Origin of the sequence: Gracilibacillus thailandensis (genome assembly GCF_010994055.1) — a bacterium.
Taxonomy (GTDB): Bacteria; Bacillota; Bacilli; order Bacillales; family Amphibacillaceae; genus Gracilibacillus; species Gracilibacillus lacisalsi.
In genome coordinates, this window is the sequence record NZ_WJID01000007.1 from 20,288 (window position 1) to 44,973 (window position 24,686).

23 protein-coding genes are annotated in these 24,686 nt (G+C 36.0%); 4 read left to right on the plus strand and 19 right to left on the minus strand.

Going from position 1 to position 24,686, the window contains the following annotated elements:
- Positions 1–151: 151 nt before the first annotated feature.
- Positions 152–625 (plus strand): DUF2621 family protein, encoded by a 474-nt coding sequence (locus tag GH715_RS03250; protein WP_153834214.1) that lies wholly within the window; start codon positions 152–154, stop codon positions 623–625.
- Positions 626–683: 58 nt separating this feature from the next.
- Here the strand turns inward: GH715_RS03250 and GH715_RS03255 are convergent, their stop codons facing one another.
- From GH715_RS03255 to GH715_RS03280, 6 genes are all read right to left on the minus strand, one after another.
- Positions 684–1,109 (minus strand): Na(+)/H(+) antiporter subunit B, encoded by a 426-nt coding sequence (locus GH715_RS03255; protein WP_153834215.1) that lies wholly within the window; start codon positions 1,107–1,109, stop codon positions 684–686.
- A gap of 43 nt (positions 1,110–1,152) precedes the next feature.
- A complete protein-coding gene (locus tag GH715_RS03260; protein WP_026287390.1) occupies positions 1,153–1,857 on the minus strand; it encodes a cytochrome c biogenesis CcdA family protein in 705 nt (234 codons plus the stop codon).
- A 239-nt stretch (positions 1,858–2,096) separates the two neighbouring features.
- Entirely contained in the window at positions 2,097–2,321 is a 225-nt protein-coding gene (locus GH715_RS03265) for a YneF family protein (protein ID WP_018934021.1), read from the minus strand.
- Between the two features lie 218 nt (positions 2,322–2,539).
- On the minus strand, positions 2,540–4,540 hold the full coding sequence (tkt, locus tag GH715_RS03270; protein WP_153834216.1) for a transketolase: 2,001 nt from the start codon (positions 4,538–4,540) through the stop codon (positions 2,540–2,542).
- A gap of 166 nt (positions 4,541–4,706) precedes the next feature.
- Positions 4,707–4,934, minus strand: coding sequence for a DUF896 domain-containing protein (locus GH715_RS03275; protein WP_153834217.1), 228 nt, complete (start codon positions 4,932–4,934; stop codon positions 4,707–4,709).
- Positions 4,935–5,048: 114 nt separating this feature from the next.
- Positions 5,049–5,696 carry a YneB family resolvase-like protein gene (locus GH715_RS03280; protein ID WP_153834218.1) on the minus strand — a complete coding sequence of 216 codons (648 nt, stop codon included), beginning with the start codon at positions 5,694–5,696 and terminating at the stop codon, positions 5,049–5,051.
- Between the two features lie 262 nt (positions 5,697–5,958).
- On the opposite strand from GH715_RS03280, the gene lexA reads away from it, so the two are divergent.
- Positions 5,959–6,579 (plus strand): transcriptional repressor LexA, encoded by a 621-nt coding sequence (lexA, locus tag GH715_RS03285; protein WP_153834219.1) that lies wholly within the window; start codon positions 5,959–5,961, stop codon positions 6,577–6,579.
- 332 nt (positions 6,580–6,911) lie between these two features.
- Here the strand turns inward: lexA and GH715_RS21740 are convergent, their stop codons facing one another.
- Entirely contained in the window at positions 6,912–7,685 is a 774-nt protein-coding gene (locus GH715_RS21740; protein WP_153834220.1) for an N-acetylmuramoyl-L-alanine amidase family protein, read from the minus strand.
- A 422-nt stretch (positions 7,686–8,107) separates the two neighbouring features.
- Here GH715_RS21740 and GH715_RS03295 point away from each other — a divergent pair, with 422 nt between their 5' ends.
- Complete coding sequence (locus GH715_RS03295) at positions 8,108–8,671, plus strand: hypothetical protein (protein WP_153834221.1); 564 nt, start codon at positions 8,108–8,110, stop codon at positions 8,669–8,671.
- 687 nt (positions 8,672–9,358) lie between these two features.
- Here GH715_RS03295 and GH715_RS03300 read toward each other — a convergent pair.
- Positions 9,359–9,688 carry an HIT domain-containing protein gene (locus tag GH715_RS03300; protein WP_153834222.1) on the minus strand — a complete coding sequence of 110 codons (330 nt, stop codon included), beginning with the start codon at positions 9,686–9,688 and terminating at the stop codon, positions 9,359–9,361.
- A 301-nt stretch (positions 9,689–9,989) separates the two neighbouring features.
- Between GH715_RS03300 and GH715_RS03305 the strand changes: the two genes are divergently transcribed.
- Complete coding sequence (locus GH715_RS03305; protein WP_153834223.1) at positions 9,990–10,172, plus strand: hypothetical protein; 183 nt, start codon at positions 9,990–9,992, stop codon at positions 10,170–10,172.
- An 880-nt stretch (positions 10,173–11,052) separates the two neighbouring features.
- On the opposite strand, the gene GH715_RS03315 is transcribed toward GH715_RS03305, so the two are convergent.
- The 11 genes from GH715_RS03315 to GH715_RS03365 form a co-directional block, all read right to left on the minus strand.
- Positions 11,053–11,865: a DUF899 domain-containing protein gene (locus GH715_RS03315; protein WP_153834224.1), complete on the minus strand. Its 813-nt coding sequence runs from the start codon at positions 11,863–11,865 to the stop codon at positions 11,053–11,055.
- Positions 11,866–12,210: 345 nt separating this feature from the next.
- Positions 12,211–13,542, minus strand: a complete 1,332-nt coding sequence (gene glnA / locus GH715_RS03320; protein WP_153834225.1) for a type I glutamate--ammonia ligase — start codon at positions 13,540–13,542, stop codon at positions 12,211–12,213.
- Positions 13,543–13,567: 25 nt separating this feature from the next.
- Positions 13,568–13,963: a MerR family transcriptional regulator gene (locus tag GH715_RS03325; protein ID WP_153834226.1), complete on the minus strand. Its 396-nt coding sequence runs from the start codon at positions 13,961–13,963 to the stop codon at positions 13,568–13,570.
- A 119-nt stretch (positions 13,964–14,082) separates the two neighbouring features.
- Positions 14,083–15,303 (minus strand): methionine gamma-lyase family protein, encoded by a 1,221-nt coding sequence (locus GH715_RS03330; RefSeq protein WP_153834227.1) that lies wholly within the window; start codon positions 15,301–15,303, stop codon positions 14,083–14,085.
- Positions 15,300–16,553: a GTPase HflX gene (hflX, locus tag GH715_RS03335; protein ID WP_324186976.1), complete on the minus strand. Its 1,254-nt coding sequence runs from the start codon at positions 16,551–16,553 to the stop codon at positions 15,300–15,302. Before hflX ends, GH715_RS03330 begins: the two co-directional genes overlap by 4 nt.
- An 89-nt stretch (positions 16,554–16,642) precedes the next feature.
- The gene (gene hfq, locus GH715_RS03340) at positions 16,643–16,867 is read right to left on the minus strand and encodes an RNA chaperone Hfq (RefSeq protein ID WP_018934477.1); all 225 of its coding nucleotides are present in this window, start codon (positions 16,865–16,867) and stop codon (positions 16,643–16,645) included.
- 38 nt (positions 16,868–16,905) lie between these two features.
- Positions 16,906–17,841: a tRNA (adenosine(37)-N6)-dimethylallyltransferase MiaA gene (miaA, locus tag GH715_RS03345; protein WP_153834228.1), complete on the minus strand. Its 936-nt coding sequence runs from the start codon at positions 17,839–17,841 to the stop codon at positions 16,906–16,908.
- A 67-nt stretch (positions 17,842–17,908) separates the two neighbouring features.
- Positions 17,909–19,759 carry a DNA mismatch repair endonuclease MutL gene (mutL, locus tag GH715_RS03350; RefSeq protein ID WP_153834229.1) on the minus strand — a complete coding sequence of 617 codons (1,851 nt, stop codon included), beginning with the start codon at positions 19,757–19,759 and terminating at the stop codon, positions 17,909–17,911.
- Positions 19,760–22,363 carry a DNA mismatch repair protein MutS gene (gene mutS, locus GH715_RS03355; RefSeq protein ID WP_153834230.1) on the minus strand — a complete coding sequence of 868 codons (2,604 nt, stop codon included), beginning with the start codon at positions 22,361–22,363 and terminating at the stop codon, positions 19,760–19,762.
- Positions 22,364–22,911: 548 nt separating this feature from the next.
- Positions 22,912–23,475, minus strand: a complete 564-nt coding sequence (gene cotE / locus GH715_RS03360) for an outer spore coat protein CotE (RefSeq protein WP_153834231.1) — start codon at positions 23,473–23,475, stop codon at positions 22,912–22,914.
- Between the two features lie 269 nt (positions 23,476–23,744).
- A complete protein-coding gene (locus GH715_RS03365) occupies positions 23,745–24,635 on the minus strand; it encodes a M15 family metallopeptidase (RefSeq protein WP_153834232.1) in 891 nt (296 codons plus the stop codon).
- Positions 24,636–24,686: the final 51 nt, after the last annotated feature.

Sequence of the window (24,686 nt, forward strand, 5' to 3'; positions counted from 1 at the left end):
TTAAAAAGTCTAATCATGCTATAATATCAACGATCTAGTAAATTATATGAGAAATATAAATAATCATGACTAAATATACGATTCATAGTTATATTACTATATTTTACATAAAAATAAAATGATAATAAATTGAATGGCAGGTGTCACCTTTATGTCCTTTAGCTTTATGCTATTTATCATGATATGGACTTTTATTTTATTAGGTCTGATTGCGATTGGTGGATATTTTATGTTTCGCAAATTTTTAAAGAGTTTGCCTAAAGATGATGGAAAATCTGATTTAGATTGGGAAAAATATTACATAGAACAATCTAAACATCTATGGAGAGATGATGAGAAAGCTTTTCTTGAAGAGTTAGTATCACCTGTCCCAGAATTGTTTCGTGATGTAGCAAGACAGAAGATTGCCGGCAAAATTGGCCAACTGGCTCTTGATAAGAATGAATCGGAAATTACACAAGAAACATTAATTCAAGGCTATATAATGGCAACTCCTAAACGAGATCATAAATTTTTACGCAAGAAACTGAAAGAAAAATCTATTGATATTAACCAATATGAACCTTTCTTTCAATATTCACCTGAAGATTACCGGAATAAAAAATACGCAGCAAAAACACGCTAATATCTACGTTAAACGTGTCTTGCTGCGTTTTTAATTACCCTGAAAGTAGAGTTTCATGTTATCGATCACTAGAAATAGTTAAGACAATCGTCATGGTTACGCCAATTACTGTTAAATAAACACCTAAATCAAATAATAGTGCTGTTGCCAGCTCCACCTCTCCGAAAACAGGAAAGTGGAAATAATCAAATGTTTGGCTAAGAAATGGTTGACCAAATAGGAAAGAGCCGATTCCTGTAGCAATTGCAATAATCAGCCCAATTGCAATCATGGTACGATAATTAACTGGCAATACTTTATTAACGGCTCTCTCACCATAAGCCATATACATCAAAACAATTGCAGCCGCAGTCATCAAACCTCCAATAAAACCTCCACCTGGTTCATTGTGCCCTGCAAAAAATAAATTTACTGCAAACCCAAACAAAATAAACGCAATTAATACTGTCATTGTTTTTAAAATTAAATCATTCGTTTTTGCCATAGACTTCCCCTCCGGATATTGTTAGTATATCTCTATCTGTTTGTTAAAATCCTTGAAAGTTAAAAAATCCAGCAAGAAATGATGTGAGCTTCGTCATTAAATCAAAAAACAAGAAGAACCCCATAAAAATCATCACATAGCCACCGATTTTCACTAACTTTTGTGAATTTCTTTTTATCCATTTCATTTTACCAATAAAAAAGGCAAGAATAAAGAACGGAATAGAAAAACCTAATGAATAAGCAGTCATTAATAGTATCCCCAGTTCAGTGTTTGTTGCTGCAAGCGAAATGACTGCCATCAAAATCGGACCTGTACACGGAGTCCACCCCAATGAAAATGCCATACCAATAATAAATGATCCAACGAAACCAGCTGGTCTGTTTTTAAAATGTACTTTTTTTTCTTTCATTAAAAAATCAAAATTTAAAGCTCCAATGATAATTAAACCAAAAAGGACAATTAAAATCGCACCTATTTGACGAATTAAATTTTCCCAGTAATTTAAAAATTCACCAATGAAACTTGTCGCAAATCCAAGGAGAATAAATATACTAGAAAAACCTAAAAGAAAAAATAAAGTATGTAGAATGCTTTTATAGTTAAACATTGCTTTTTCTTCTTTTATATCATTGACACTCATACCAGTAATGTACGAAAGAAATGCTGGATAAAGTGGTAATACACATGGGGAGATAAATGATAAAAAACCTGCTCCAAATGCAATAAAAATATTTACTTCATTCAAGTTGGTCACTCCAGACTCCTCAATATTCATCACGATGCTAACGTCAGTAAGCCCTACTTCAAGTTAACATAAGTAAGCAACAGACGCTCACAGCCTGATAAGTTTAGTTAATGATCAATGGGGATCAAACCGTCTGATCAAAGGATCATTTTATAGAATTTCTTTCTCTATAAATATAATAAAACCCTTGCTGTTTATTAGCAAGGATTCTAATTCGACAATTATGTTACAACCTATGGTTATTTATTATCCATTTGGTTGTTCATAGAACGCATCATTTGCTTGATTTTCTTCTGCGATGGTTTTTGGCCCATTTGCATCATTAATGTTCTTAACATTTGTTCATTAATGGGTGGGTTTTTCTTTAAATAGTTCATCATATACTTTCTCGCGATAAAAAAGCCTAGGGCAATCCCGGCTAAAAGAGCAACCACGATAAATATAATCCAAAGAACAGTGCTCATTCGTTTTGTTCCTCCTTCAACTTGTCTCTTATACAGTATAGTAAAAGTCCTTTAATAATACAAGCACTTGCTTGTGAATTTGTCTACGCAAAAAAACTTTAGCTTAATATCATATCATAATCGTTCGCACTTACTATATATTTAAGTTTGTTGAAACACATTTCTAATGGCAAAAAAATGGGACGAGGAACCTGCTCCTCTGTCCCATTTTAGTTTAATTAAAATAATTCATTTACGTGTTTAACAACATTTTCTACAGTGAAGCCGTATTCTTCAATAAGTTTGTTTCCATTCGCAGATGCTCCGAATGTGTCGATTGCAATGATTTTTCCTTCAAGGCCGACATAACGCTCCCAGCCTAATGAAGAAGCCATTTCAATAGCAACTCGTTTCGTTACAGCACTTGGTAATACAGATTCTTTATATGCTACATCTTGTTGGTCGAAGCGATCCCATGAAGGAATACTTACAACACTTACATCTTTTCCTTCTTCTTTTAAAGCTTTTTGCGCTTTCACTGCAAGTTGTACTTCAGAACCAGTTGCAACTAGAATCGCATCTGGAGTTTCTTTCGAAGCAGGGCTTACTACATAACCACCTTTTTTCACACCTTCGTATGCATTTTCAGCAGTTCCTTCTAACGTAGGAAGTCCTTGACGAGTAAGCACTAATGCAGTTGGCTGTGATGTAGATTCCATTGCTAAGCGCCATGCAGCTTGTACTTCATTACCGTCTGCTGGGCGAATAACAGAAAGATTTGGCATAGCTCTAAACGCAGCTAGTTGTTCTACTGGTTCGTGAGTTGGTCCGTCTTCTCCTACCGCAATTGAATCGTGTGTTAATACGTATGTTACAGGGAGATTCTGAATAGCAGACAGACGAACAGCTGGACGTAAGTAGTCACTGAATACAAAGAAAGTACCACCGAATACTTTAAGTCCTCCATGTAATGCCATACCATTTAACGCAGCTGCCATCGCAAATTCACGTACACCAAACCAGATATTACGTTTGTCTGGCTCTGCAGCTGAGAAATCTCCAGCATCTTTTAGATTCGTTTTGTTAGAACCTGCTAAGTCGGCACTACCACCGAATAATGAAGGTACAGTTTTCGCAATAGCATTTAAAACTTCACCTGATGTAGCACGAGTAGCAGCTTCGTCTTTACCTGCTTCATATACTGGTAAGTCTTTATCCCAACCTTCAGGTAATTGATTGTTAATAGCCTCATCTAATTCCTGACCTAATTCAGGGTATGCTTTCTTGTAAGCATCGAACAATTCATTCCATTCTCGCTCTACTGCTTTACCGTTTTCAACAATTTTCGTATTAAAGTCCTGATATACTTCATCAGGTACATGGAAATCTTCATGTTCCCAATTATAAAATTCTTTGGTTAATTTAACTTCATCTTCTCCAAGTGGTGCACCATGTGACGCAGCTGAAGCAGATTTATTAGGAGAACCATAGCCGATTACAGTTTTTACTTCAATTAATGTTGGTTGATCCGTATTTGCTTTTGCATCTGCAATAGCTTGTGAAATGGACTCTGTATCCGTACCATCTTCAACACGGATTACTTGCCATCCATAAGCTTTAAAACGGTCTTCTACATTCTCGGAGAATGCTTTGTTTAACTCACCATCTAATGAAATATCATTAGAGTCATATAAAGCAATAAGCTTACCTAATTTTAAATGACCAGCTAGAGATGCAGACTCATGTGAAATACCTTCCATTAGATCCCCATCACTAACAATTGCAAATGTATAGTGATCTACTACATTAAATTTATCTTTATTGTATTTAGCTGCTAAGTGTTTTTCAGCCATTGCCATACCTACACTCATCGCAATACCTTGACCTAATGGTCCTGTCGTTGCTTCTACCCCATCGGTATGGTGTACTTCTGGATGACCTGGAGTTTTGGAATCCCATTGACGGAATCCTTTTAGATCATCGATTGTTACATCATAACCTGACAAGTGAAGTAAGCTGTACAATAACATAGAGCCATGACCTGCAGATAATACAAAACGGTCACGATTAAACCATTTAGAGCTTTTCGGGTTATGATTCATGTGTTGTGTCCAAAGCGTATATGCCATTGGAGCAGCACCCATTGGCAACCCTGGATGACCAGAATTAGCTTTCTCAATCGCGTCTATTGACAATGTTCTTATTGCATTAATAGACATTTGTTCAATTTGATTTGCCATCTTTTCATTTGTCCCCTTTCAAAATTGCAAAATATGTACGCACATTTATAATCCTATAACGAAATCAATTTAAAGACAAGTATATCAAGACAAAAAGCGCGTAATTTCTTTAGAAATATCAGTTTTTGCTAAACTTTTATAATTTTTGAAGAAAAAGTAGAATTCTCTACTTTTTCTTCTCTTTTAATCGTTTTAATTTTTCCGGAGTGACATCATTACCATTCGGGTCAACAACAGTCATCCCCTTCATATGATTTTTAAATGACTTTCTAACATTTTTCAGATAGGCTTCACGCAAAGATTTTTGTTCCTGCTTTTCTTCATCTGATAAACCTTCTGTTTTCGCTTTATTTGCTAATTCATTAATACGAGCAATTTTTTCCTTTGATAACATAGAGATTTGACACCTCTTTTCTATACCATAATAACGGTTGATTTATCCTAGTTTACAATGAAAAAAGAGTATACACGAATCGTATACTCTCTCTTTATTCTAATCTTGATTTAATCAGTTTTCAAGTGATTGGTATTCCTGATAACGGCGATGCACAGTTGCTTTAGATACATCGTAACCCATTCCTCTTAAAATCGACGCGATCTCTTGGAAGGTTAAATTATTCCCTTTTAACCGGACTACTTCTTCTATCGGAAATTCTTTTCGTTCTCTACCTTTGGCGAGATGCTGATTAGAAAGATTTTCGGCTGGATTAAATCCATTATTTACTGCCTTCTTCATCCCTCTTTTAATTTTCGCATTGTGTAATTTCCTTTGATATTCCTCTACTATCGAGACAATTTGTAGCACCATTGAATCGCCTTCGGATAGTTGTAGCTCACCATGGTGTGAAAGTGTATATATGTTGACATTTAAGCGATTTAACTGATGAAGTAATGCTATCTTTGTATTTCCTCTTCCAAGTCTTGTTTCATCTTGAATGAGTAGTGTATCTGCCTTTCCGCTTTGAAACTCCTCTAACATTTCAAAAATACCTTCTCGTTCAATCTCATATCCACTCTGTTTTTCTTCTATTATATTGATGATTTCGAAATTATATTTATTTGCAAACAATTGCAATTCTTCTTGCTGCCGTTTAATAGAAGTTTCTTGCGCTTCCTTTTCTGTACTCACACGACAATAAATGATTGCTTTCGTCATAAATTTACTCCTTCATTTTATAAACTAGTTACTGCTGAAACATAAAAAAAGACAATAGCTAGTATAAAGGCAACCAAATAGAAAATGTCAATCTTAGAAATATTTTTTAACATGATAAATCCCTCCACAGAACTTTTGTTCGTATCTTAATTATACACGAACAGATGTTCATGTCAACAGTTTTCTCGAACGAATGTTTGTAAATCTGATCTTACTATGCTATACTTTGATTAATAAATAATACGTATAAGGAGATTTAAATATGACAAATCTATCAAAACGACAAGAGGAGATATTAGCTTATATTAAAGAACAAGTAGAGCTAAAAGGATATCCGCCATCTGTTCGTGAGATTGGAGAAGCAGTTGGTTTAGCATCAAGTTCAACCGTTCACGGTCATCTAGCCAGATTAGAGAAGAAAGGTTATATCAGACGTGACCCTACTAAACCAAGAGCGATAGAAGTACTTCCACAAGATGGAGAACTGGAAATTCCGCAAACAGAAGCTACATTTGCACCAGTTATCGGGAAAGTAACGGCTGGTCTTCCTATCACAGCAGTCGAAAATATTGAAGAATATATTCCAATTCCGCACAATGAAATGCATGTAAGCGAACAATTATTTGTATTGATTATTGAGGGAGACAGTATGATTGAAGCAGGAATATTAGATGGAGACAAGGTAATTGTCAAACAACAAAACACAGCAGAAAATGGAGATATTGTCGTTGCAATGACAGAAGACAGTGAAGCAACTGTAAAACGTTTCTTTAAAGAAAAAGATCATATTCGCTTGCAACCTGAAAATGCAACGATGGATCCGCTAATCTATGATAATGTCAGTATTTTAGGAAAAGTAGTCGGCTTGTATCGCAGTATCTAAATAAGTTAGTCATAATAAAAAAGTGCGTACTTTATATAAGTCGCACTTTTCTTTTTTCAATACCATAAGTTATTGTTTACTATAATCTTATTATGTATACTAAGGACAATTGTAGTGATACTTCCATTGTAGATTGTCTTATATTCTATACCTCTTTTTTGTTTTTCTCCAGTAATAAATGGATGTACAAGGAGACTCAGACTTTAAAAAGTTCTAGGGTCTCCTTGTATTTTCATAGATTTAGAATATGGTCCGGTTTCTTTATGCTACACTTACATATTAATTGTAACTCACATAATCCTTGGTTATCATAGAGCAATTAACTATGATTATTAGCTATTACTTAATGGAATTATTCCACCGTTAGCATTTTCTGGTGCAGGTAATGTGAAGGAAGGTGCATCTCCAATATTATTACAACGATTTGGATTCACATCACAAATATTTCCTTGCGCATCTTGTATAACTGGTCGTGTAACCGTTATATTAGTTCGTAAAACTACTTTAAACAATATACCTGTAACCAAGTCACCCACTACAGGACCAGTTATTACTGGTACCCCAGGTTGAGTGAAGATTCCTTCCACTTCAAGTGGAGTCTCTTGTAAGGTATCTTCTGGACAAGCGCCCGGGAAGTCAGTGTGCTCCTGGAAAGGAATTGAAGTTGACAATGTCACTGGTAAATCAACACCTGCAATAGTAACCGTAATTGTAACTGGAAGAACACCGATGTTCACTACTTTATCTCGTATAATACGAGCATTTTGCGTAACTTCGTCTAGATTTGGAACAACGTCAACAGCTACAAGATCATCTAAAACGTCTAAACCAGCAAAAGCAGTTATAGGTAATGTTAGTTCTGCAACTTTTTGAACAGACTTTGTTCCTACAAGTGAGTTAACTACTACACAATCATTCGTACGTTGTCTTAATGATAATGTTCTATCTTTAATACGACTTAGACGAACAGTAACCCCTTGATAATGATTTAACTTTTCTCTGATTTTCAATGATATTGCTAAATTTAAATCTTTTTCCCTTAGTCCATTACCTGTAGCGCCAGAATCTCTACCACCATGCCCGGGATCAATATAAATTTTAACCATCTTTATCCTCCTCTGATCACCAAACTCTTCTCGTAATAATTCCGTCAAGTTTTTGCCACTTACTTCATTTATATGCTTTAGCTTATTTGCTAGGTTGGACGGTACCAACACATTAGCAAAATTACGATTCTTAAAATCAATAGAATGACTCTTTTATCTATTTTTAAGATTAAAAAGTTCCATTTTAGCTATTATAAATAATGGAGCTACTCTCGCAACAGATCCATTATTGTATGGCCTAGATATTTTCATTGTCAGTCCTGGTGCAGTATAATTTTTTGCTTATCCCTAAATATTTGTGATTTTTTTCACAAGGGTATTTGGTATTTAGGAAGAAATTAAATCCTCTTGTATTAACGTCCCAATTAAGGATACATTAAAATATGATGTCGAACATTGTGATAAGCATAGGAGGGCATTTTATGACATACAGGGAATATTGGGAGCAGATATACGAAAAACATGAAGAGTTAAATTCGATAATATCATCTTATTGGAATAATTACTCCCACATGGGGACTTGGCAATTTTGGGTTGTAATTTTTTTATTGCTATTCCCCCTATTCTTGCTCTACTTTACAGTGGATAGAAAAAGGTTGTTTGAATTGTTTTTCTTCGGATACACCGCTCATATGCTTTGGGCATATATTGATATTATGCTCGAAAGCTACGGTTATTTTGTTCACCCATACTTTCTCGTACCAGCATTGCCGCTAGCACTAAATATGACAGCTTCCGCGCTTCCAGTAGGCTTCTTACTTGTGTATCAATATTGTACTAATAATCAGAAAAACTTCTATTTGTATACTCTAATTTTAAGTGCAGTCTTTGCATTTGGTTTTGGAAGCATAGAAGCCCATTTTGGATTGGTAATATTCGATAAAGGAATGAATCAATTTTATCTGTTCCTAATCGATATAGTCATAGCATTTACTTCTTTTTGGTTTACGAAATTCATCAGCAGAATCGTAAATAATCAGAGATAAATACTCTATTATGGACGTTTTGTTTTAGTTGACATGTATTAAAAATATTTAGCTTTTTTCAAAAAAGTGGGGCAAATGTGGAGCATCTGGTGGAGCAATAAAATTATTAGCACCTCCTTACTCGGAAGGTGCTATTTTTTTCTTCGTTGAATATCAGGTTGTAAATTACCTTACCTTCCTCGATGTCCATATTAAGAAGAGTTAATAGAATTAAATGAGAAAGTCGGTAGCTAAGGCTACTTTTTTTGCAGGAATTTTCACCATGATATAAATACCTATTGTAGAATGAAACCCTAATAATAAACTATTTAGAAAAATACTTTTCATTTTTTTGGAAAGGAATAGGTAAATGGAAAATCAAAAGTTTTATTATAAGGTGAAATGTTACATTATAACTGTAAAAGAGAGTTTAATGTATACGAAGGAAGTTTAAAGCACAACCAGTATAAGCAAAATAGGTATGGTGTCTTTTGGCTGAAGATTGTGGCCATAGAATACGAATGGAAGCTATAAAAAATTTCTTCAGATGAAATTATAAATAAAAAAATCCCTACCACAGGCGTAGAGCAATGGCAGTGATTCACAGAGGCATGATGGATATCTACACAGATACCATATCTTCCAAAAGCTCTCTGCTATTTTTTATCAGACATTATTAACTTCCCCCATTCCCTGTTACTTTAATAACTATCTCAACGGTTCTCCAGAAACTATATGCCAATGTAGATGTTTTGAGTCCTGATAATCCCCTAAGTTGGTAATTACTCTACATGCACCATTTTCCTCGGTAACCATCGTTGCAACCTTTTTAATTGCTCCCAATAGTTCTAATAATAACTCGTTATCACTTTCTTTCAACGTAATTAAAGAATGTATATGCCTCTTAGGTATTGCAACTACATGGACTGGCCAAAAGGGTTTCGTATGATGATAGGCTAAGACATTTTCTGTTTCTAACACTTTATTGACTTGGGTTTTGCCACTTAATACTTCATCACAATAAAAATCTTCCGTCATAATGACCTCCTAAAATAATTTGTTATTTTGACAATTTCTATTCCTTTGTTTAACCGTTAGTTTAAGGGAATATATTAACAATACCATAATTTCCATACTGAAATTATACCATAAAATAACATATTGCGATTAATTAGTCTCCCTCTCTTCATATAAAAAGCTTATAATTTGAATTTTAAACTTTTTCATTGCTAAATCTATTCCATCCTGATTTATACCAATTCTGCATTCTCATTTATAATTGTTAAATAAAGTTAAAGATGCTATTATGTTCCTAGTGTATAGGAGGTGAATTTAAGTAATGACTTCAATTAATGTTTTTGGTATTTTTTTAACTCTAATTCCAATAATTTTATCAATCGCTGCTATTATTTTTATTATTTGGTTTGCTCTTACTTTGATAAAGACATTGCAAGAAAAGAATAGAATTTTATCTGAAATATCTAATGAGTTGAAAAAGACTAATCATCAAGATAAATTGTAAAGACTGCTCTTGCGGTCTTTTTTATCTTCAAATTACTATTCCTTATTGCCGTGATTGTAAGATCTAGCTTTATTCAACTCCATCTTGAAAATAATCGCGACTTCGAGATCAATATTTCTACTTCCGCATAAATCCAAAAATTTAATGTAGACATCAGCTACTTCTTTTCTAACCCTTCTTGATTTCTTTACGATCAGCTTCCAGTGCTTCAGATACTTCACTATGGATTAGCGCGGTTTCTTTTGGTTCATCATGCCAATTGGAGGCTGGTACGACCTAAAATTTATTCAAGAACGCCTAGGACATGGAGGTTATCAAATTACTGCAGACGTATACTCACATACCTCGAAACGATCGGACAAGGAATCGATGGAAACATATGAGTCTTCCTTCAATGACAGTAATTAATGATTACTCCTGTAAAAAGTGGGGCGTTTGTGGGGCAATCGTGGGGTAACTAAAACACGCACAATTTTTCATGATAAACAAAAACCCCCGACGCCAACAGTGTCAAGGGTTTCCACTTATTAATAGCTACATTATTCTCTTTCCCAAGGGTGTACTTGCGTACGGATTATAACTTAATAGGAAGAAACACGGTAAATTTAATTCAAATGATTTAAAAAGCAACCTTTTTATATTTTAATAAAATCAACCTAAATCAATTATTTTAAATTTTTCGGGGTGTTTTTTGGGGTGTGTTTTAATTGAATAAACTGTTGATTAAAAAGTTAGCACCCACTTAATCGGTAGGTGATTTATTAAAATAATCTTTTCCTAAGGTACTATCGTCAATACTCACGGCCCTTTAAATTTCCGTTCATCCCCAGTTTCTAAAACATTTGTCAACTAATAATTATATACTGATGAGCTACATTGATCACAAATCGCTCTTTTTTGAATGGCAACAGGAGTCCGACTCTTCAGAGTGATCATATTCGTCATGACGACGGAGCCATGTCTTGCCATTGCCATCACTTCGTCCAGGTGGCTGTTCCCAGTCCTCCTGCCTGCCAAGAGCTGTTAAATCAAGGTAGTTGAAGATACCAAGTATTAGGTCAGTTCCACGGGCGTAAGTCGTATAGGTGTGAAAAATTCTTTCGCCATCGCGAAGAAAGCTACTCACGCCAGGCACTTCCATTGACTGTCCCGAATCAACGGGGATTCCCTTCTGAACAAGCTCGTCTTTTGTCAGGTAGTTGTATTCAATCGGAGTGATGGATTCGTCCAGCGTAACGTGAAAGTCATAGTTAAAGTCGCTATCGTAGGACGAGTACCAAGGAATATTCCAACCCATGCGCTCCTTGTAGTGTTGGAGCTTTGGAAACGGAGCACGGGAGATCAGAGCCAGTGAAGTGTTGCGTGCATGCAGATGCGCAAGATGACCGATATTGTCCGCAGCCAGCGAGCAAGCCGGACAACCTGCTTCCCAATCAGGATCGAACATGAAGTGATGAACGATAAGTTGAGGACGCCCTTCAAACAGGTCAAGCAGACTTGTCTTACCATTCGGACCATTAAAGACATAGTCCTTATTAATCTCTACCATAGGGAGTCGGCGGCGCTCGGTATTCAACGCATCCCGTTCCCTAGTGAACTTCTTTTCTTTGGCCAGTAATCTCTTACGAGCCACAAGCCATTCATCTCGTGACACGACATTTGGTAGTTGCAGATGATTTTGCGTTTTTTTCATATAGTCATCTCCTTTCTTTTGCTTTCTTAAGTTTATCACGCACAATGGCTATGGGCTTCTTCTCGATTGCTAAAAACATTACCTTTATTTCATTTTCATCGCTTTTTCATTCAATTAATTGGCCCATTTTTGAATAGCATGACTGACGTTTTTTTCTTACTTTATTGTAACTTAACTCCTTCAATCGCTAATTATGAATCTTATTTCAATCAAATCATATCTTTTAATAAAGATTAATTTTTTGGGAGTGTTTTTGGGGTACGACTTGGGGTGGACAAAGACCACACTGATTTTAAAACAAAAAGAAAAACCCCCGACACTAACAGTGCCAAGGGCTTCCACTTATTAATAGCTAGACATATATTGTTCTCTTTCCCAAGGGTGTACTTGCGTACGGAACATATCCCATTCGATTTCTTTTGATTCGATAAAATGTTCGAATAAGTGCTCACCAAGAGCTTCTATAATTGTTTCGTCTTTTTTCAATTCATCTAATGCATCGGCTAGCGTAGCAGGTAAATCTTTTACTCCATTAGCTTCACGCTCTTCTTTATCCATTACATAGATATTGCGGTCTATTGCTTCTGGAGCTTCTAATTTATTTTCAATGCCGTCTAAACCAGACGCTAAAAGTACAGATAGTGCTAAGTATGGGTTAGCAGATGGGTCTACACTACGAACCTCAACACGTGTACTTAAACCACGAGAAGCTGGTACACGGATTAATGGACTACGGTTAGACCCGGACCAAGCTACATAACAAGGTGCTTCATAGCCAGGTACAAGACGCTTATAAGAGTTTACAGTAGGATTCGTTACTGCTGTAAATGAAAGAGCATGCTTAATGATACCTGCAATGAATTGATATGCAGTCTCACTTAATTCAAGTGGTCCATTTTCATCTAAGAATGTATTTGTTTTTCCTTTGAATAATGACATGTTACAGTGCATACCAGAACCGTTAACACCGAAAAGTGGTTTTGGCATAAATGTAGCATGTAAACCGTGTTTACGTGCAATGGTTTTAACAACTAGTTTAAATGTTTGAATATCATCTGCGTGCTTAATAGCATCAGAGTATTTAAAATCAATTTCATGCTGACCAGGAGCAACTTCGTGGTGAGATGCTTCGATTTCAAATCCCATTTCTTCTAATTCAAGTACGATATCGCGACGGCAATTTTCACCTAAATCTGTAGGTGCAAGGTCAAAATAACCACCTTTATCGTTAAGCTCTAGAGAAGGATCACCTTTCTCATCTAATTTGAATAAGAAGAATTCTGGTTCTGTACCAATGTTAAAGGCAGTGAAACCAAGCTCTTCTGCTCTTTTCAGGTTACGTTTTAAGTTGTAACGTGGGCAACCTTCAAATGGAGTACCATCTGTATTATAGATATCACAGATAAAACGCGCTACTTTCCCTTTTTCAGAAGTCCATGGGAATACAACGAAAGTATCTAAGTCTGGATAAAGCTTCATGTCAGATTCTTCAATACGTACAAAACCTTCGATTGAGGAACCATCAAATACCATTTGGTTGTCCAACGCTTTATCCAATTGGCTTAATGGAATCTCAACGTTTTTGATTGTTCCAAGTAGATCTGTGAACTGCAAGCGGATAAATTTTACATTTTCCTCTTTGATTCTTTGCTTAATCTCTTCTTTAGTTAATCCCATTGATTAAACTCTCTCCTTTATAATTTTAATGGAAGAATCGTGATAATTCTCCCTGTCTTAACGAAGTTTTGCCTAATCTGCCAGCATCCAATAATTCTTTATGCAATATTTTCCGTAGTTCTTTTTCAGATATTTCAGACGATTTTGCATCTGAATCGGACTTTTCTGTTTTCGGCATGCTTTTCATTTCAAGCACTTGTTTAATGCCTGCTAAATTGAGACCTTTTTCAATTAATTCTTTAATCTCTAATAGACGATCTACATCATTAAACGAAAATAGCCGTTGATTTCCTTCTGTTCGAGATGGATGTATCAATTGATGCTGTTCATAGTATCGGATTTGCCGTGCAGTTAATCCTGTAAGTGATTTAACAATTCCGATAGAAAACAAGGGCATGGAACGTCTATCTAAATCACTCATCTCAATCACCCCTTCCGTCTGTTTTCTATAACTCTATTATACACTTTGTAAATATAGTGTCAAGATATGTTAGGTAAGTTAACATAAAAAATCATCAGCAATAATTTGGTCGTTAATCCTCATGATTTCAACTTGTTTGCCGCATTGATAACTGCTAATTTGACATGATTGTAAGTTAATCCACCTTGAACAAAAGCTGTATATGGTTCTCTTATCGGACCATCTGCTGTTAGCTCTAGACTTGCTCCTTGTATAAAGGTACCTGCTGCCATGATCACATCATCTTCATAACCTGGCATTGATGCAGGATATGGCAGTACATGTGAATTAATAGGTGACTGTCTTTGAATTGCCTGACAAAAAGCAATCATTTCTTCAGCAGTATGGAAAGTAACCGATTGGATTAAATCTGTACGGTGAGCATCAAAAGCGGGCGTGGTATTATATCCAAGTTTTTGCAAATAAGCAGAAGTAAATACCGCTCCTTTTAATGCTTCACTTACAACATGTGGTGCAAGAAACAAGCCTTGATACATTTCTTGTAACATACCAATACTTGCACCAACTTCTTTCCCAATTCCTGGAGCTGTTAACCGGTTAGCTGCCATTTCCACATAGGCTTTCTTCCCAGCAATATAACCTCCCATTCTGGCTATACCGCCACCTGGGTTCTTAATTAAAGAACCGGCGATAAGATCTGCACCTAAATCAGTTGGTTCTTTCATTTCCACAAATTCCCCATAACAATTGTCAACAAAAATAATGACCTCTTCTTTTAAATGGCGAATTTGTTTGATTGCATTCTCCATTTCCTCTATTGTTATCGAAGGTCTGTCATCGTAACCTTTGGATCGCTGAATAGCAACAACTTTCGTCTGATCGTTTATCATATGCTTCACTTGCTTGAAATCAATACAACCATCATTCAGATTCGTATGGTGATATTGTACGCCAAAATCAGTAAGTGATCCCGATACAAATTTTTCATGGCCGATCACTTGATTTAACGTGTCATATGGTTTTCCGGTAATATACAATAATTCATCGCCTGGGCGAAGAACTCCGAACAAAGCTGTGCTTATCGCATGTGTGCCAGAGGTTATTTGAGGACGGACAAGTGCATCCTCTGTTCCAAATACAGAAGCATAGACCGCTTCTAACTTATCTCTTCCATAATCATCGTATCCATAACCGGTTGTCGGATTAAAATCACTGTCACTGACTTGATGTGTTCGAAAAGCATTTAACACTTTTTCTTGATTATAGTATTCCACCTCTTGGATTTTATAGAAAATTGGTTCTATTTGTTTCTCGACTTCCCTTATTATTGATTGATTCATTCTTGATGGAACTCCTTTATTTCTTTCATAATAGCATGATTTGGATCGACAAATCCCTCCACATGATAGCCTGATTTGTCCTCTATATATGTCTGTTTTTCCAAAATAGCATATTGACGTATTTTTGCTAGTTTGCTTGCTTTATCTTCCTGTACAAAACCTGAGAAATATGTCCATTGTTCTTTAATTAGTTTTTCGATGTCCTGTTTCACACCAGAAATATCTTCACTTTCTAGGGCACTAATGATTAAATATGGATGAGATGATGGAACAAACTCATCTGCTTCAATTAAATCCTTTTTATTATAAATGGTTAAAATCGGAATAGTATCTGCTTCTAATTCTGATAATAATCGATAAACTGTGCTTTCATGATCATGTCTATTCGGTGCAGCGACATCGATCACATGCAGGATCAGGTCTGCTTCACGAACTTCTTCTAATGTAGAGCGAAACGCCGCTATAAGCGTTGTTGGTAAATCCTGAATAAACCCAACTGTATCGGTTAACAACACTTCGAGGTTGGACGGCAGTTTCATTCTCCGGGATAACGGGTCTAATGTTGCAAATAATTTATCTTCATAGAGAGAATCGCTTTTAGTCAGACTATTGAACAAAGTTGACTTACCAGCATTGGTATATCCTACAACTGCAACTTGAAATAGTTGTTGTTTACGTCTATTACCACGATATTGTTCCCGTTGATTGACCACTTGTTTTAAACGTCTTTTAATATCATCCATTCGATTTTGAATATGACGACGATCTGTTTCAAGCTTTGTTTCACCAGGTCCTCTGGTACCAATTCCACCACCTAGCCTCGATAAATCCGCACCTTGTCCATGCAGTCTTGGCAACATATACGCATATTGAGCAAGCTCCACTTGCAGTTTACCTTCTTTAGTACGTGCTCTCGCTGCAAATATGTCAAGTATTAGTTGACTTCGGTCAATTACACGTACATCCAACTGTTCCTGCAAATTCCTGATTTGCCCACCTGACAGTTCCTCATTCGTTATGACAATGTCAATATTTTTCTCTTCTATAAGTTGGTTGATCTCCTCTAATTTACCTTCCCCTACATAATATTTCCGATGTGGTGCAGGGCGTTTTTGAACGATTGTTTCTACTACTTCGCCTTCTGCAGTTTGTACAAGAGCTTCTAATTCATCTAATGAATAATAAAACTGTTCTTCATCTTTATGTTCATGCATAATAGCAATTAATAATACTTTCTCGATATCGATCACCTACTATTTTTATTTATTAGTGTAACAACAACATATGTTTTAATGCATAAAAAAGGCGCTACTGAAAGAATAGCGCCAATCATGCTTCATTATTCCTTATCAAGCGTAACATTTTTAGATGGAGCAAAGGTGGATATAGCATGCTTGAAAATCAACTGTTGCTTTCCTTCTGTCTCAAGCAACACCGTAAAATTATCAAATGCTTTAATGACTCCACGTAATTGGAATCCATTAGTTAAGAATACAGTTGCCGGAATACGTTCTTTTCGAAGTTGATTTAAATACTGATCTTGAATATTAACTGATTGAGACATGGTAGTACCTCCTCTAATTTCTCTATGTTTTTTATATTCTATGTTTCTTTATAGAATCCTTCTAAATCTGCTAAAATATTTTGAAAAACCTGATTCTTCGTTTCTACTGTAATGGAGTACCAATCTACAGGCATCTTATTCTTGAACCAAGTATATTGTCGTTTAGCAAACCGACGGGAATTTCTTTTCAAATTGTTAATTGCTTCTTCCAAGCTTTGTTCCCCTTTTAGATAGGGAAGTATTTCTTTATAACCAATACCTCGCATTGCTTGAGTATTCTCAAGACCTGCTTGATAAAGGCGTCTGACTTCTTCGATTAAACCTTCTTCCACCATTTGATCGACACGTTGATTGATTCGTTCGTACAATAGTGGACGATCCATCTCTAAACCTATGATGCGAAAATCGTAACGAGATTCTTCCTGTTGCTTTTGCTGGTACTCTGTCATTGTCATACCTGTACGATCATAGACTTCAAGTGCTCGAATAAGGCGCCGGCGATTGTTAGGGTGTATTTTTTCCGCTTGCAAAGGGTCTATTTGCATCAATCGCTGATAAACTGAATCAATTCCATCACGTTCCATTTCCATCTCAATTTGCTCGTGATATTCGTTAGATCTTTCACTGGCTGCGAATTGATAATCATATAATACAGATTGTATATATAAACCAGTTCCGCCAGCAATGACCGGCAGTTTATCCTTCTCTTGAATCCTATCAATATTTTCTTGCACTTGTTTTTGAAAATCAGCAACAGAAAAGGAATCGACCGGGTCTAATATATCTATCATATAGTGAGGGATTCCTGCTTTTTCTGCTTCGGTTACTTTGGCTGTACCAATATCTAGGCCTTTGTAGATCTGCATGGAATCTCCACTGATTACTTCACCATTAAATTTTTTAGCAACCTCAATAGATAACGCCGTCTTCCCTACAGCGGTTGGCCCGACAATGACTACTAATTTCTCTTTCAAGTTATCACTTCCAATGATGACTATGCTTTCTTACAGTATACCTTATATTACCTGTTACTTCATCTATTTACATGATTCGTTTGAACATTTTTTCCATTTCGTACTTAGTGAATTGGATAATAATCGGTCTGCCATGTGGACAAGTAAAAGGCTCCTCACATTTTCGCAAATCATCTAGCAGTCGTTGCATATCCCCTGTATTTAAATAATGATTAGCCTTGATCGATCGTTTGCACGACATTAGAATAGCTGCTTCCTCTCTTAACTTGTGCAAGTTGAGCTGCTTTTCTTGAATTAATTGATCTACCATGTCTCGGATTATCTCTGCTTCTTCACCTTTTGGAAACCAGTGTGGATGTGACCTTACTATATAGGCATTTTGGCCAAATGCTTCTAAAAATAACCCTACTTTTTGTAATTCTTCTTTATATTGTTCAATATAGAGTGCTTCTTGCTGCGTAAATTCAAAGGTTAACGGGACTAATAAGTCTTGCACATGCCCATCTACTTCACCTATTTTATCTCGGAAATATTCATATTTGATTCGCTCTTGTGCTGCATGTTGGTCAATAATATAGAGCCCTTCTTCATTTTGAGCTAAAATATACGTACCATGGTGCTGACCAATTGGATACATGACAGGCACTCGAGTCACTTCTTTATTCACTACCTGTTGCTGTTCTTGTGAATTACTTTCTACTACTTCTTCCAAGTTATTGCTACTATTATGTTCATTATTTTCCATTGTCATACTAGTGCTGATATGTTCTGCCTCACGAACCATTCCGATATCGTCTAATGAGTCCTGATCTGACTTCTCTTGAAAGGGTTCCTGCATCGGTGCGCTCGCACTTGGCTGATGTCTGTCAAAATCAAATTGTGGCTGATCTGATTTCTCTTTTGGAGTACTTTTTTTCTGACCAGCAGGTATTAGCGTCTGTTGATGAAGAGCATCTTTAATCATTTTTTCCACTGCTTGAAATAACTCTTTTTCTTTACTAAATCGTACTTCCAATTTAGTCGGATGAACATTAACATCGATTAAATACGGATCCATCGAAATATTCAGCACGACAACCGGCTGTCTGCCAATTGGAAGAAAGGTATGGAAACCATTGGTAATAGATTTCGCCAGACCAATACTTTTAATAAAACGGCCATTTACTATCGTCGTAATATAGTTTCTTGAAGCTCTGTTGACTTCTGGTTTTGCAATATATCCGGTTATTTCGTAATCTAATGTTTCGGTATGCACGGGAATCATTTGTTTTGCTACTGACATCCCATATACGGAAGCTGCAATTTGTCGTAAATCTCCTTTACCTGTCGTTTGGAATATTCGCTTACCGTTATGGGTTAACTCAAAACGGATATCAGCATGAGAGAATGCCATGCGGTTAATAATATCTGTGATATGACCTAGCTCTGTATGAACAGTCTTTAAATACTTAAGTCGAGCAGGAGTATTAAAGAAGATGTCTTGAACAGTAATTTCAGTACCTTGTCTAGCATCACTTCTTCCCTCTTCTTTAATATGGCCACCTTCTAAAAGCATTCTTGTTCCTGCTTCATCGCCTGTAGATGTTTTAATTTCTAACCGGCTAACCGCTGCAATACTTGCAAGGGCTTCACCTCGAAACCCTAGTGTTCTCACATGAAAAAGGTCGTTTTCATTATTTATCTTACTCGTTGCATGTCGTAAAAAAGCTTTCTTACATTGATCATGAGGAATACCATTCCCATCATCTGTTACTTTGATTTCTTGTAATCCAGCTTCTTTAATCTCGATTTTTATCCAACTGCTGTTTGCATCAACACTGTTTTCAACTAACTCTTTGACAACAGAGGCAGGGCGTTCTACGACTTCACCCGCGGCAATTTTATTGGCTAAATAATCCGGAAGTTCGTTGATTTGCATCTATTCTCGCCCCTTTATTCCTTGCGCTTTCTTTTGCAATTGGTAGAGCTCATTGATCGCATCCATCGGCGTCATTTCCAATAATTTAATCTTCTGTAAACTCTCTACTATTTCTTGATATGCAGAAGGTTCTTTCTTTTTAACAGGTTCTTCCGGTGCGAAAAAGGCTATTTGTTCCATTGTCATGTCATCCTTGTCCCTGTCTACTGGGGATGATGATTGATCGCATGACTTTCCTTCTAACTGAGACAAAATAATATTAGCTCTTTTGATTAATTCATCTGGTAATCCTGCTAATTGAGCTACATGAATTCCATAGCTTTCATCTGCAGCTCCTTCGTGAATCTGATGAAGAAACACTACCTTTCCTTCAATTTCTTCGGCTCTAACATGAATATTTTTTAGTGCGGATAAGTTATCTTCTAAACTTGTTAATTCATGATAGTGAGTAGAGAACAGTGTTTTAGCTTTAATATGATCATGAATATATTCAATAATCGCTTGTGCCAAAGCCATCCCGTCATATGTACTTGTACCTCTTCCGATTTCATCAAGTAATATGAGACTATCATTCGTAGCATGTTGAATCGCGTGATTAGCTTCTAGCATTTCTACCATAAAAGTACTTTGACCTGATACAAGATCATCAGCTGCACCAATTCGTGTAAAAATCTGATCCGTTATCGAAAGTTCGGCGCGTTGGGCAGGAACAAAACAGCCGACTTGAGCCATAATGATCGTTAAAGCTAACTGCCGCATATACGTACTCTTACCTGACATGTTCGGTCCTGTGATTAATAACAGATGCTTATCATCAGCCAATTCAATGGTGTTAGGAACAAATTGTTCACCTTTCATCACTTTTTCAACGACTGGGTGCCTGCTTTCTTCTAAGTAAATATGATGATCTTTTGTAAAGTTAGGTCTGACATAATTATTTTCTTCACTTACCGTTGCGAAACTTTGCAATACATCAATTTCACTTAATGTTTCTGCTAATTGCTGTAAGTCAGGAATAAATCTTTTTACCTTTTCTCTAATCTCAAGAAAGAGTTGGTACTCTAATTCAACACTTTTTTCTTCTGCTTCTAATATTAATGTTTCTTTTTCTTTTAATTCTTCGGTAATAAATCGTTCAGCATTTGTTAAAGTTTGCTTACGTTGATAACGACCTTCTGGAATCATCGGCAAGTTTGGACGAGTTACCTCGATGTAATAACCGAATACTTTATTAAATCCTATTTTTAACGACTTAATATTCGTTTCAGCTTTTTCTTTTTGTTCCAGTTCTGCTATCCAATGCTTTCCATTCCTTGACGCATCTCGATATTGATCTAACTCTTGATTGTAGCCATCCTTGAGAAGCTTACCTTCTGTTATCGAAATGGGCGGATCTTCAGCAATACTGTTTTCAAGAAGCTCGTAAAGTTCGGGTAACGGGTCCATCCTATCGGAAAGCGCTTGTACTGCCTTACTATCAAATTGTTTTAACTGATCTTTGATATACGGAACTTTTGCCAATGATCTCTTCAATTGAATTAAATCTCTTGCATTGACATTTCCAAATGATACCCTGCCTGATAACCGTTCCATATCATAAATAGATTGCAAGGCCTCTCTAATTTCCTCTCGTTCGAAAAACTGTTCATAGAAACCGTTAACTAAATCCAGTCGTTTTTCAATTAACGATTGTGTCAGCAATGGTCTCTCTAGCCATTTCTTCAGCTTTCGTGCTCCCATAGCAGTAACAGTGCGATCGATTACCCATAATAAACTGCCATACTTTTCTTTTCGCAATAATGAGGAAGTAATTTCTAAATTGCGTTGAGAATACATATCTAATGTCATATATTCAGCAAGCTCAATCACTTGGGCTTTCTTCAAGTGATCAATTGCCCTTTTTTGTGTATGGTATAAGTATTGGTATAACACCATGCAAGTCTCTCTAAGACGGTCATCCGTAATATCATTGACAAGTTCAGCTATGGCTTGATCTGGTGTTGTTTTTTTAGCGTACGAAACAGTTAGTTGCATTTTTTCTTTTAATTCATCAATATATGTAGCAGCTAGATCTTTCTCGACAACTACCTCTTTAATAGGACGGTTATATAACTCGCTTAACACCGCACTCCAGCCACGTTTTATTTCCATGACGAAGGTTTCACCTGTCGACATATCGGTATAGGCTAGATTAAATTTCTGATCGGTCGTTTCTGTCACTACTGCTAAATAATTATTTTCTTTATCATCCAACATATTCCCTTCCATCACAGTACCAGGTGTAATAAGTTGAACTACTTCTCTTTTGACTACACCTTTTGCTGCTTTTGGATCTTCCACTTGTTCACAAATCGCCACTTTATACCCTTTATCAATTAATGCTTTGATGTAGCTTTCAGCTGAATGAAATGGAACACCGCACATCGGAATTCTTTCATCGCCGCCACCATCTCTGCTCGTTAGTGTTATTTCTAGTTCTAATGCTGCTTTTTTTGCATCCTCAAAAAACATTTCATAAAAATCGCCTAAACGAAAAAATAAAAAGCAATCCTGGTAATCTGCTTTTATTTTTAGATACTGCTGTATCATTGGCGTATAACTCATTCTAGTATCCCCCAACATCTTTCATTTCTTGTAACATTATAGCATAGAAGCAGAATGCAGATAAACAATTAAGAAATTACCTCACCCCGTATCATTCTCCCTATTTTTAAAAGTGGAAAGGGAGTAAGATAAGAAAAAACGGCATCCCCCGCCGGATCGTTATTACTTTGGTAGTAATGATGAAATATATGAACAGCTTAACAACCGCTCCGGCTGCTCACTTCCCTTTCCATGGGGTTTGTCCTTCAGCTAACTTTTTCGAGTAAAACCCGCTCGAAAAAGTGGATCTTCAGCCCAAACAATTCCCACAGGAGTGAAAGTGGGCGGCCTCCGCTATTATCATGCTCTACAACGATAGCATGAGGTAACAAGGTTGTTTTCCCTTACTAATAGCGATTTTCACCTTGTCCATTGTAAAAAGTTAACCTATTACCTCTTATAAGAATTGTTGCACCTCCTCTAGCGAAGACTAATTACGGAGACTCCTGCGCTGATTTTATTCTTTCTATAAAAAAAATACAGTGTGAGCATTCCCCACACTGTATACGTTATTCTTCTTCATGATCGTCTAGGAAATCAGGGTCAATGTCATCGAATTCATCATCTGAAATTGCTAGATCCCAATCTTCATCATCATAGACTTTACCTTTAGGATCTACCTTAACAGAGATCTTTGTTTCACCGATTACTTCTACTAGGAATTCTCTTTCTGCATCCACTTTAATTTTATTCCCTTTCGTATCAATACTGCATTCTAAGCAATTCGGTTGTTGAATGACTTTTGCAATTACTTCACACTCATCACCAATATGTTGTTTATCTCGAATCGATAACGGTACATGATCGCAATATTCTACTCGTTCTGTTACTACTTCTGTTTTTGTATTATCATTGTATGCATACCACACATTTACATCATAAGTTCCTTTAATCTCTACTGTATCCTTTTTCACTAATTTTGCATGATAGTTATGATTGATAATCCAACAACCTAAAATACTTGATGGACGATGGGCTGGTGTGATAGTATTCGTTTCTTGCTTAAATTTTCTACCCTTTCCAATGACCGCTTTTGTTATAATTTCTCGGTATTCTTGGTCTAGATAAGACATCGAATTATAACCTCCCTCTTATTTCAATTTCATCATATGCGAGATATTCGTCTATAGTGCCTTCATTCGTATAAAAAATGTTAGCCATAGCGCCTACTTCATCCTATGCAGTTGCCTAGGAATGTGTACATATGTAAAATGAGGGATTATAAATTCGTTACAACCCTTCCTAAAGCTAGCCTATTTACAGTGTTATTGACAAAACTGTTTGCAGATAATATTCAATTTGCTCAATTCTTTACTTCATTATAAGGTCATGAAATTTTTAATTATCTATTTTCGTATACAGTCACAATTACCCCATCCATATTATTTCCAGAAATTTCATACTCCTTATGTTGCGGTATATTAATTGTTAGGTTTTCGGAAAAAGGATAATGTGTAACAGTATATTTCTCATCCTTATACTCGATAGAAACTTTCTGCTTCTCCTTCAGATAATCCAAGTACTCTTCTAGCACAAACTTCTTCTTCTTCATAATCGCGCTATGTGGTAAACCTACATACCGAATATGCCAAGGTTCATATTCGATCCCAGTGACGTCCACTTTATCTTCTGGATAACGTAAAACAAATCCATGTTTCCAAGCATTTTCTTTTATCCATTCTCCTTCTGATGCATTATACATCGAAGTTTCGGTAGAACCTACATCAAGTGCTAAACCTAAATTATGTTCACTATGTCCTGGTGGTAAAGCATAATCATTTCCCTTGTCTTGATAAAGAGCTTTTTGTTTTTCAAATTCTCGAAAACCGCTACTTATTAAAAAACGATTAACACCGTCTTCTTGGGCAGCTGCAACCATCTTAGAAAATCTAAGTGCGACATCTTTGGATAAATACATTTCAGACTCTAACAACACATATCCTTGTGTTAACTCGTTATCTGTAAATAAATTAACGATATCTGATTTTATACTGTCTTGGTCTACAGGATATTCACTATTGACCAAAAGTAGATTACCGCGCTTGATTTGATCTTCTGTAATTTCTTCCTGTAGAGTATTTTCAGATGAAAATTCACCATCTAATGGATCATCGTTATTTTGATTAGATGGTTTAATCTCTACATCTGGAATTTCCTGGGGATCGGGTACGATATAAACAATTGAGATACCCAAGCATACGAAAAAAAACAATAAAACTAGCCACTTTTTCATTTTTAGTTCCTCCTACTTTCTAGTTGATTAAAGTATAGGAAAAACTTCTTA

Excerpts from the sequence above, each read along its gene's own strand:
- GH715_RS03330 (WP_153834227.1), bottom strand. The coding sequence starts at position 15,303 with ATGAATCAATCAATAATAAGGGAAGTCGAGAAACAAATAGAACCAATT.
- GH715_RS03255 (WP_153834215.1), bottom strand. The coding sequence starts at position 1,109 with ATGGCAAAAACGAATGATTTAATTTTAAAAACAATGACAGTATTAATT.
- GH715_RS03325 (WP_153834226.1), bottom strand. The coding sequence starts at position 13,963 with ATGAGTGATTTAGATAGACGTTCCATGCCCTTGTTTTCTATCGGAATT.
- mutS (WP_153834230.1), bottom strand. The coding sequence starts at position 22,363 with ATGAGTTATACGCCAATGATACAGCAGTATCTAAAAATAAAAGCAGAT.
- lexA (WP_153834219.1), top strand. The coding sequence starts at position 5,959 with ATGACAAATCTATCAAAACGACAAGAGGAGATATTAGCTTATATTAAA.
- GH715_RS03265 (WP_018934021.1), bottom strand. The coding sequence starts at position 2,321 with ATGAGCACTGTTCTTTGGATTATATTTATCGTGGTTGCTCTTTTAGCC.
- GH715_RS03295 (WP_153834221.1), top strand. The coding sequence starts at position 8,108 with ATGACATACAGGGAATATTGGGAGCAGATATACGAAAAACATGAAGAG.
- glnA (WP_153834225.1), bottom strand. The coding sequence starts at position 13,542 with ATGGGATTAACTAAAGAAGAGATTAAGCAAAGAATCAAAGAGGAAAAT.
- mutL (WP_153834229.1), bottom strand. The coding sequence starts at position 19,759 with ATGCAAATCAACGAACTTCCGGATTATTTAGCCAATAAAATTGCCGCG.
- GH715_RS03305 (WP_153834223.1), top strand. The coding sequence starts at position 9,990 with ATGACTTCAATTAATGTTTTTGGTATTTTTTTAACTCTAATTCCAATA.
- GH715_RS03300 (WP_153834222.1), bottom strand. The coding sequence starts at position 9,688 with ATGACGGAAGATTTTTATTGTGATGAAGTATTAAGTGGCAAAACCCAA.
- GH715_RS03250 (WP_153834214.1), top strand. The coding sequence starts at position 152 with ATGTCCTTTAGCTTTATGCTATTTATCATGATATGGACTTTTATTTTA.
- hfq (WP_018934477.1), bottom strand. The coding sequence starts at position 16,867 with ATGTCTCAATCAGTTAATATTCAAGATCAGTATTTAAATCAACTTCGA.
- GH715_RS21740 (WP_153834220.1), bottom strand. The coding sequence starts at position 7,685 with ATGGTTAAAATTTATATTGATCCCGGGCATGGTGGTAGAGATTCTGGC.
- GH715_RS03365 (WP_153834232.1), bottom strand. The coding sequence starts at position 24,635 with ATGAAAAAGTGGCTAGTTTTATTGTTTTTTTTCGTATGCTTGGGTATC.
- GH715_RS03275 (WP_153834217.1), bottom strand. The coding sequence starts at position 4,934 with ATGTTATCAAAGGAAAAAATTGCTCGTATTAATGAATTAGCAAATAAA.
- cotE (WP_153834231.1), bottom strand. The coding sequence starts at position 23,475 with ATGTCTTATCTAGACCAAGAATACCGAGAAATTATAACAAAAGCGGTC.
- GH715_RS03280 (WP_153834218.1), bottom strand. The coding sequence starts at position 5,696 with ATGACGAAAGCAATCATTTATTGTCGTGTGAGTACAGAAAAGGAAGCG.
- GH715_RS03315 (WP_153834224.1), bottom strand. The coding sequence starts at position 11,865 with ATGAAAAAAACGCAAAATCATCTGCAACTACCAAATGTCGTGTCACGA.
- tkt (WP_153834216.1), bottom strand. The coding sequence starts at position 4,540 with ATGGCAAATCAAATTGAACAAATGTCTATTAATGCAATAAGAACATTG.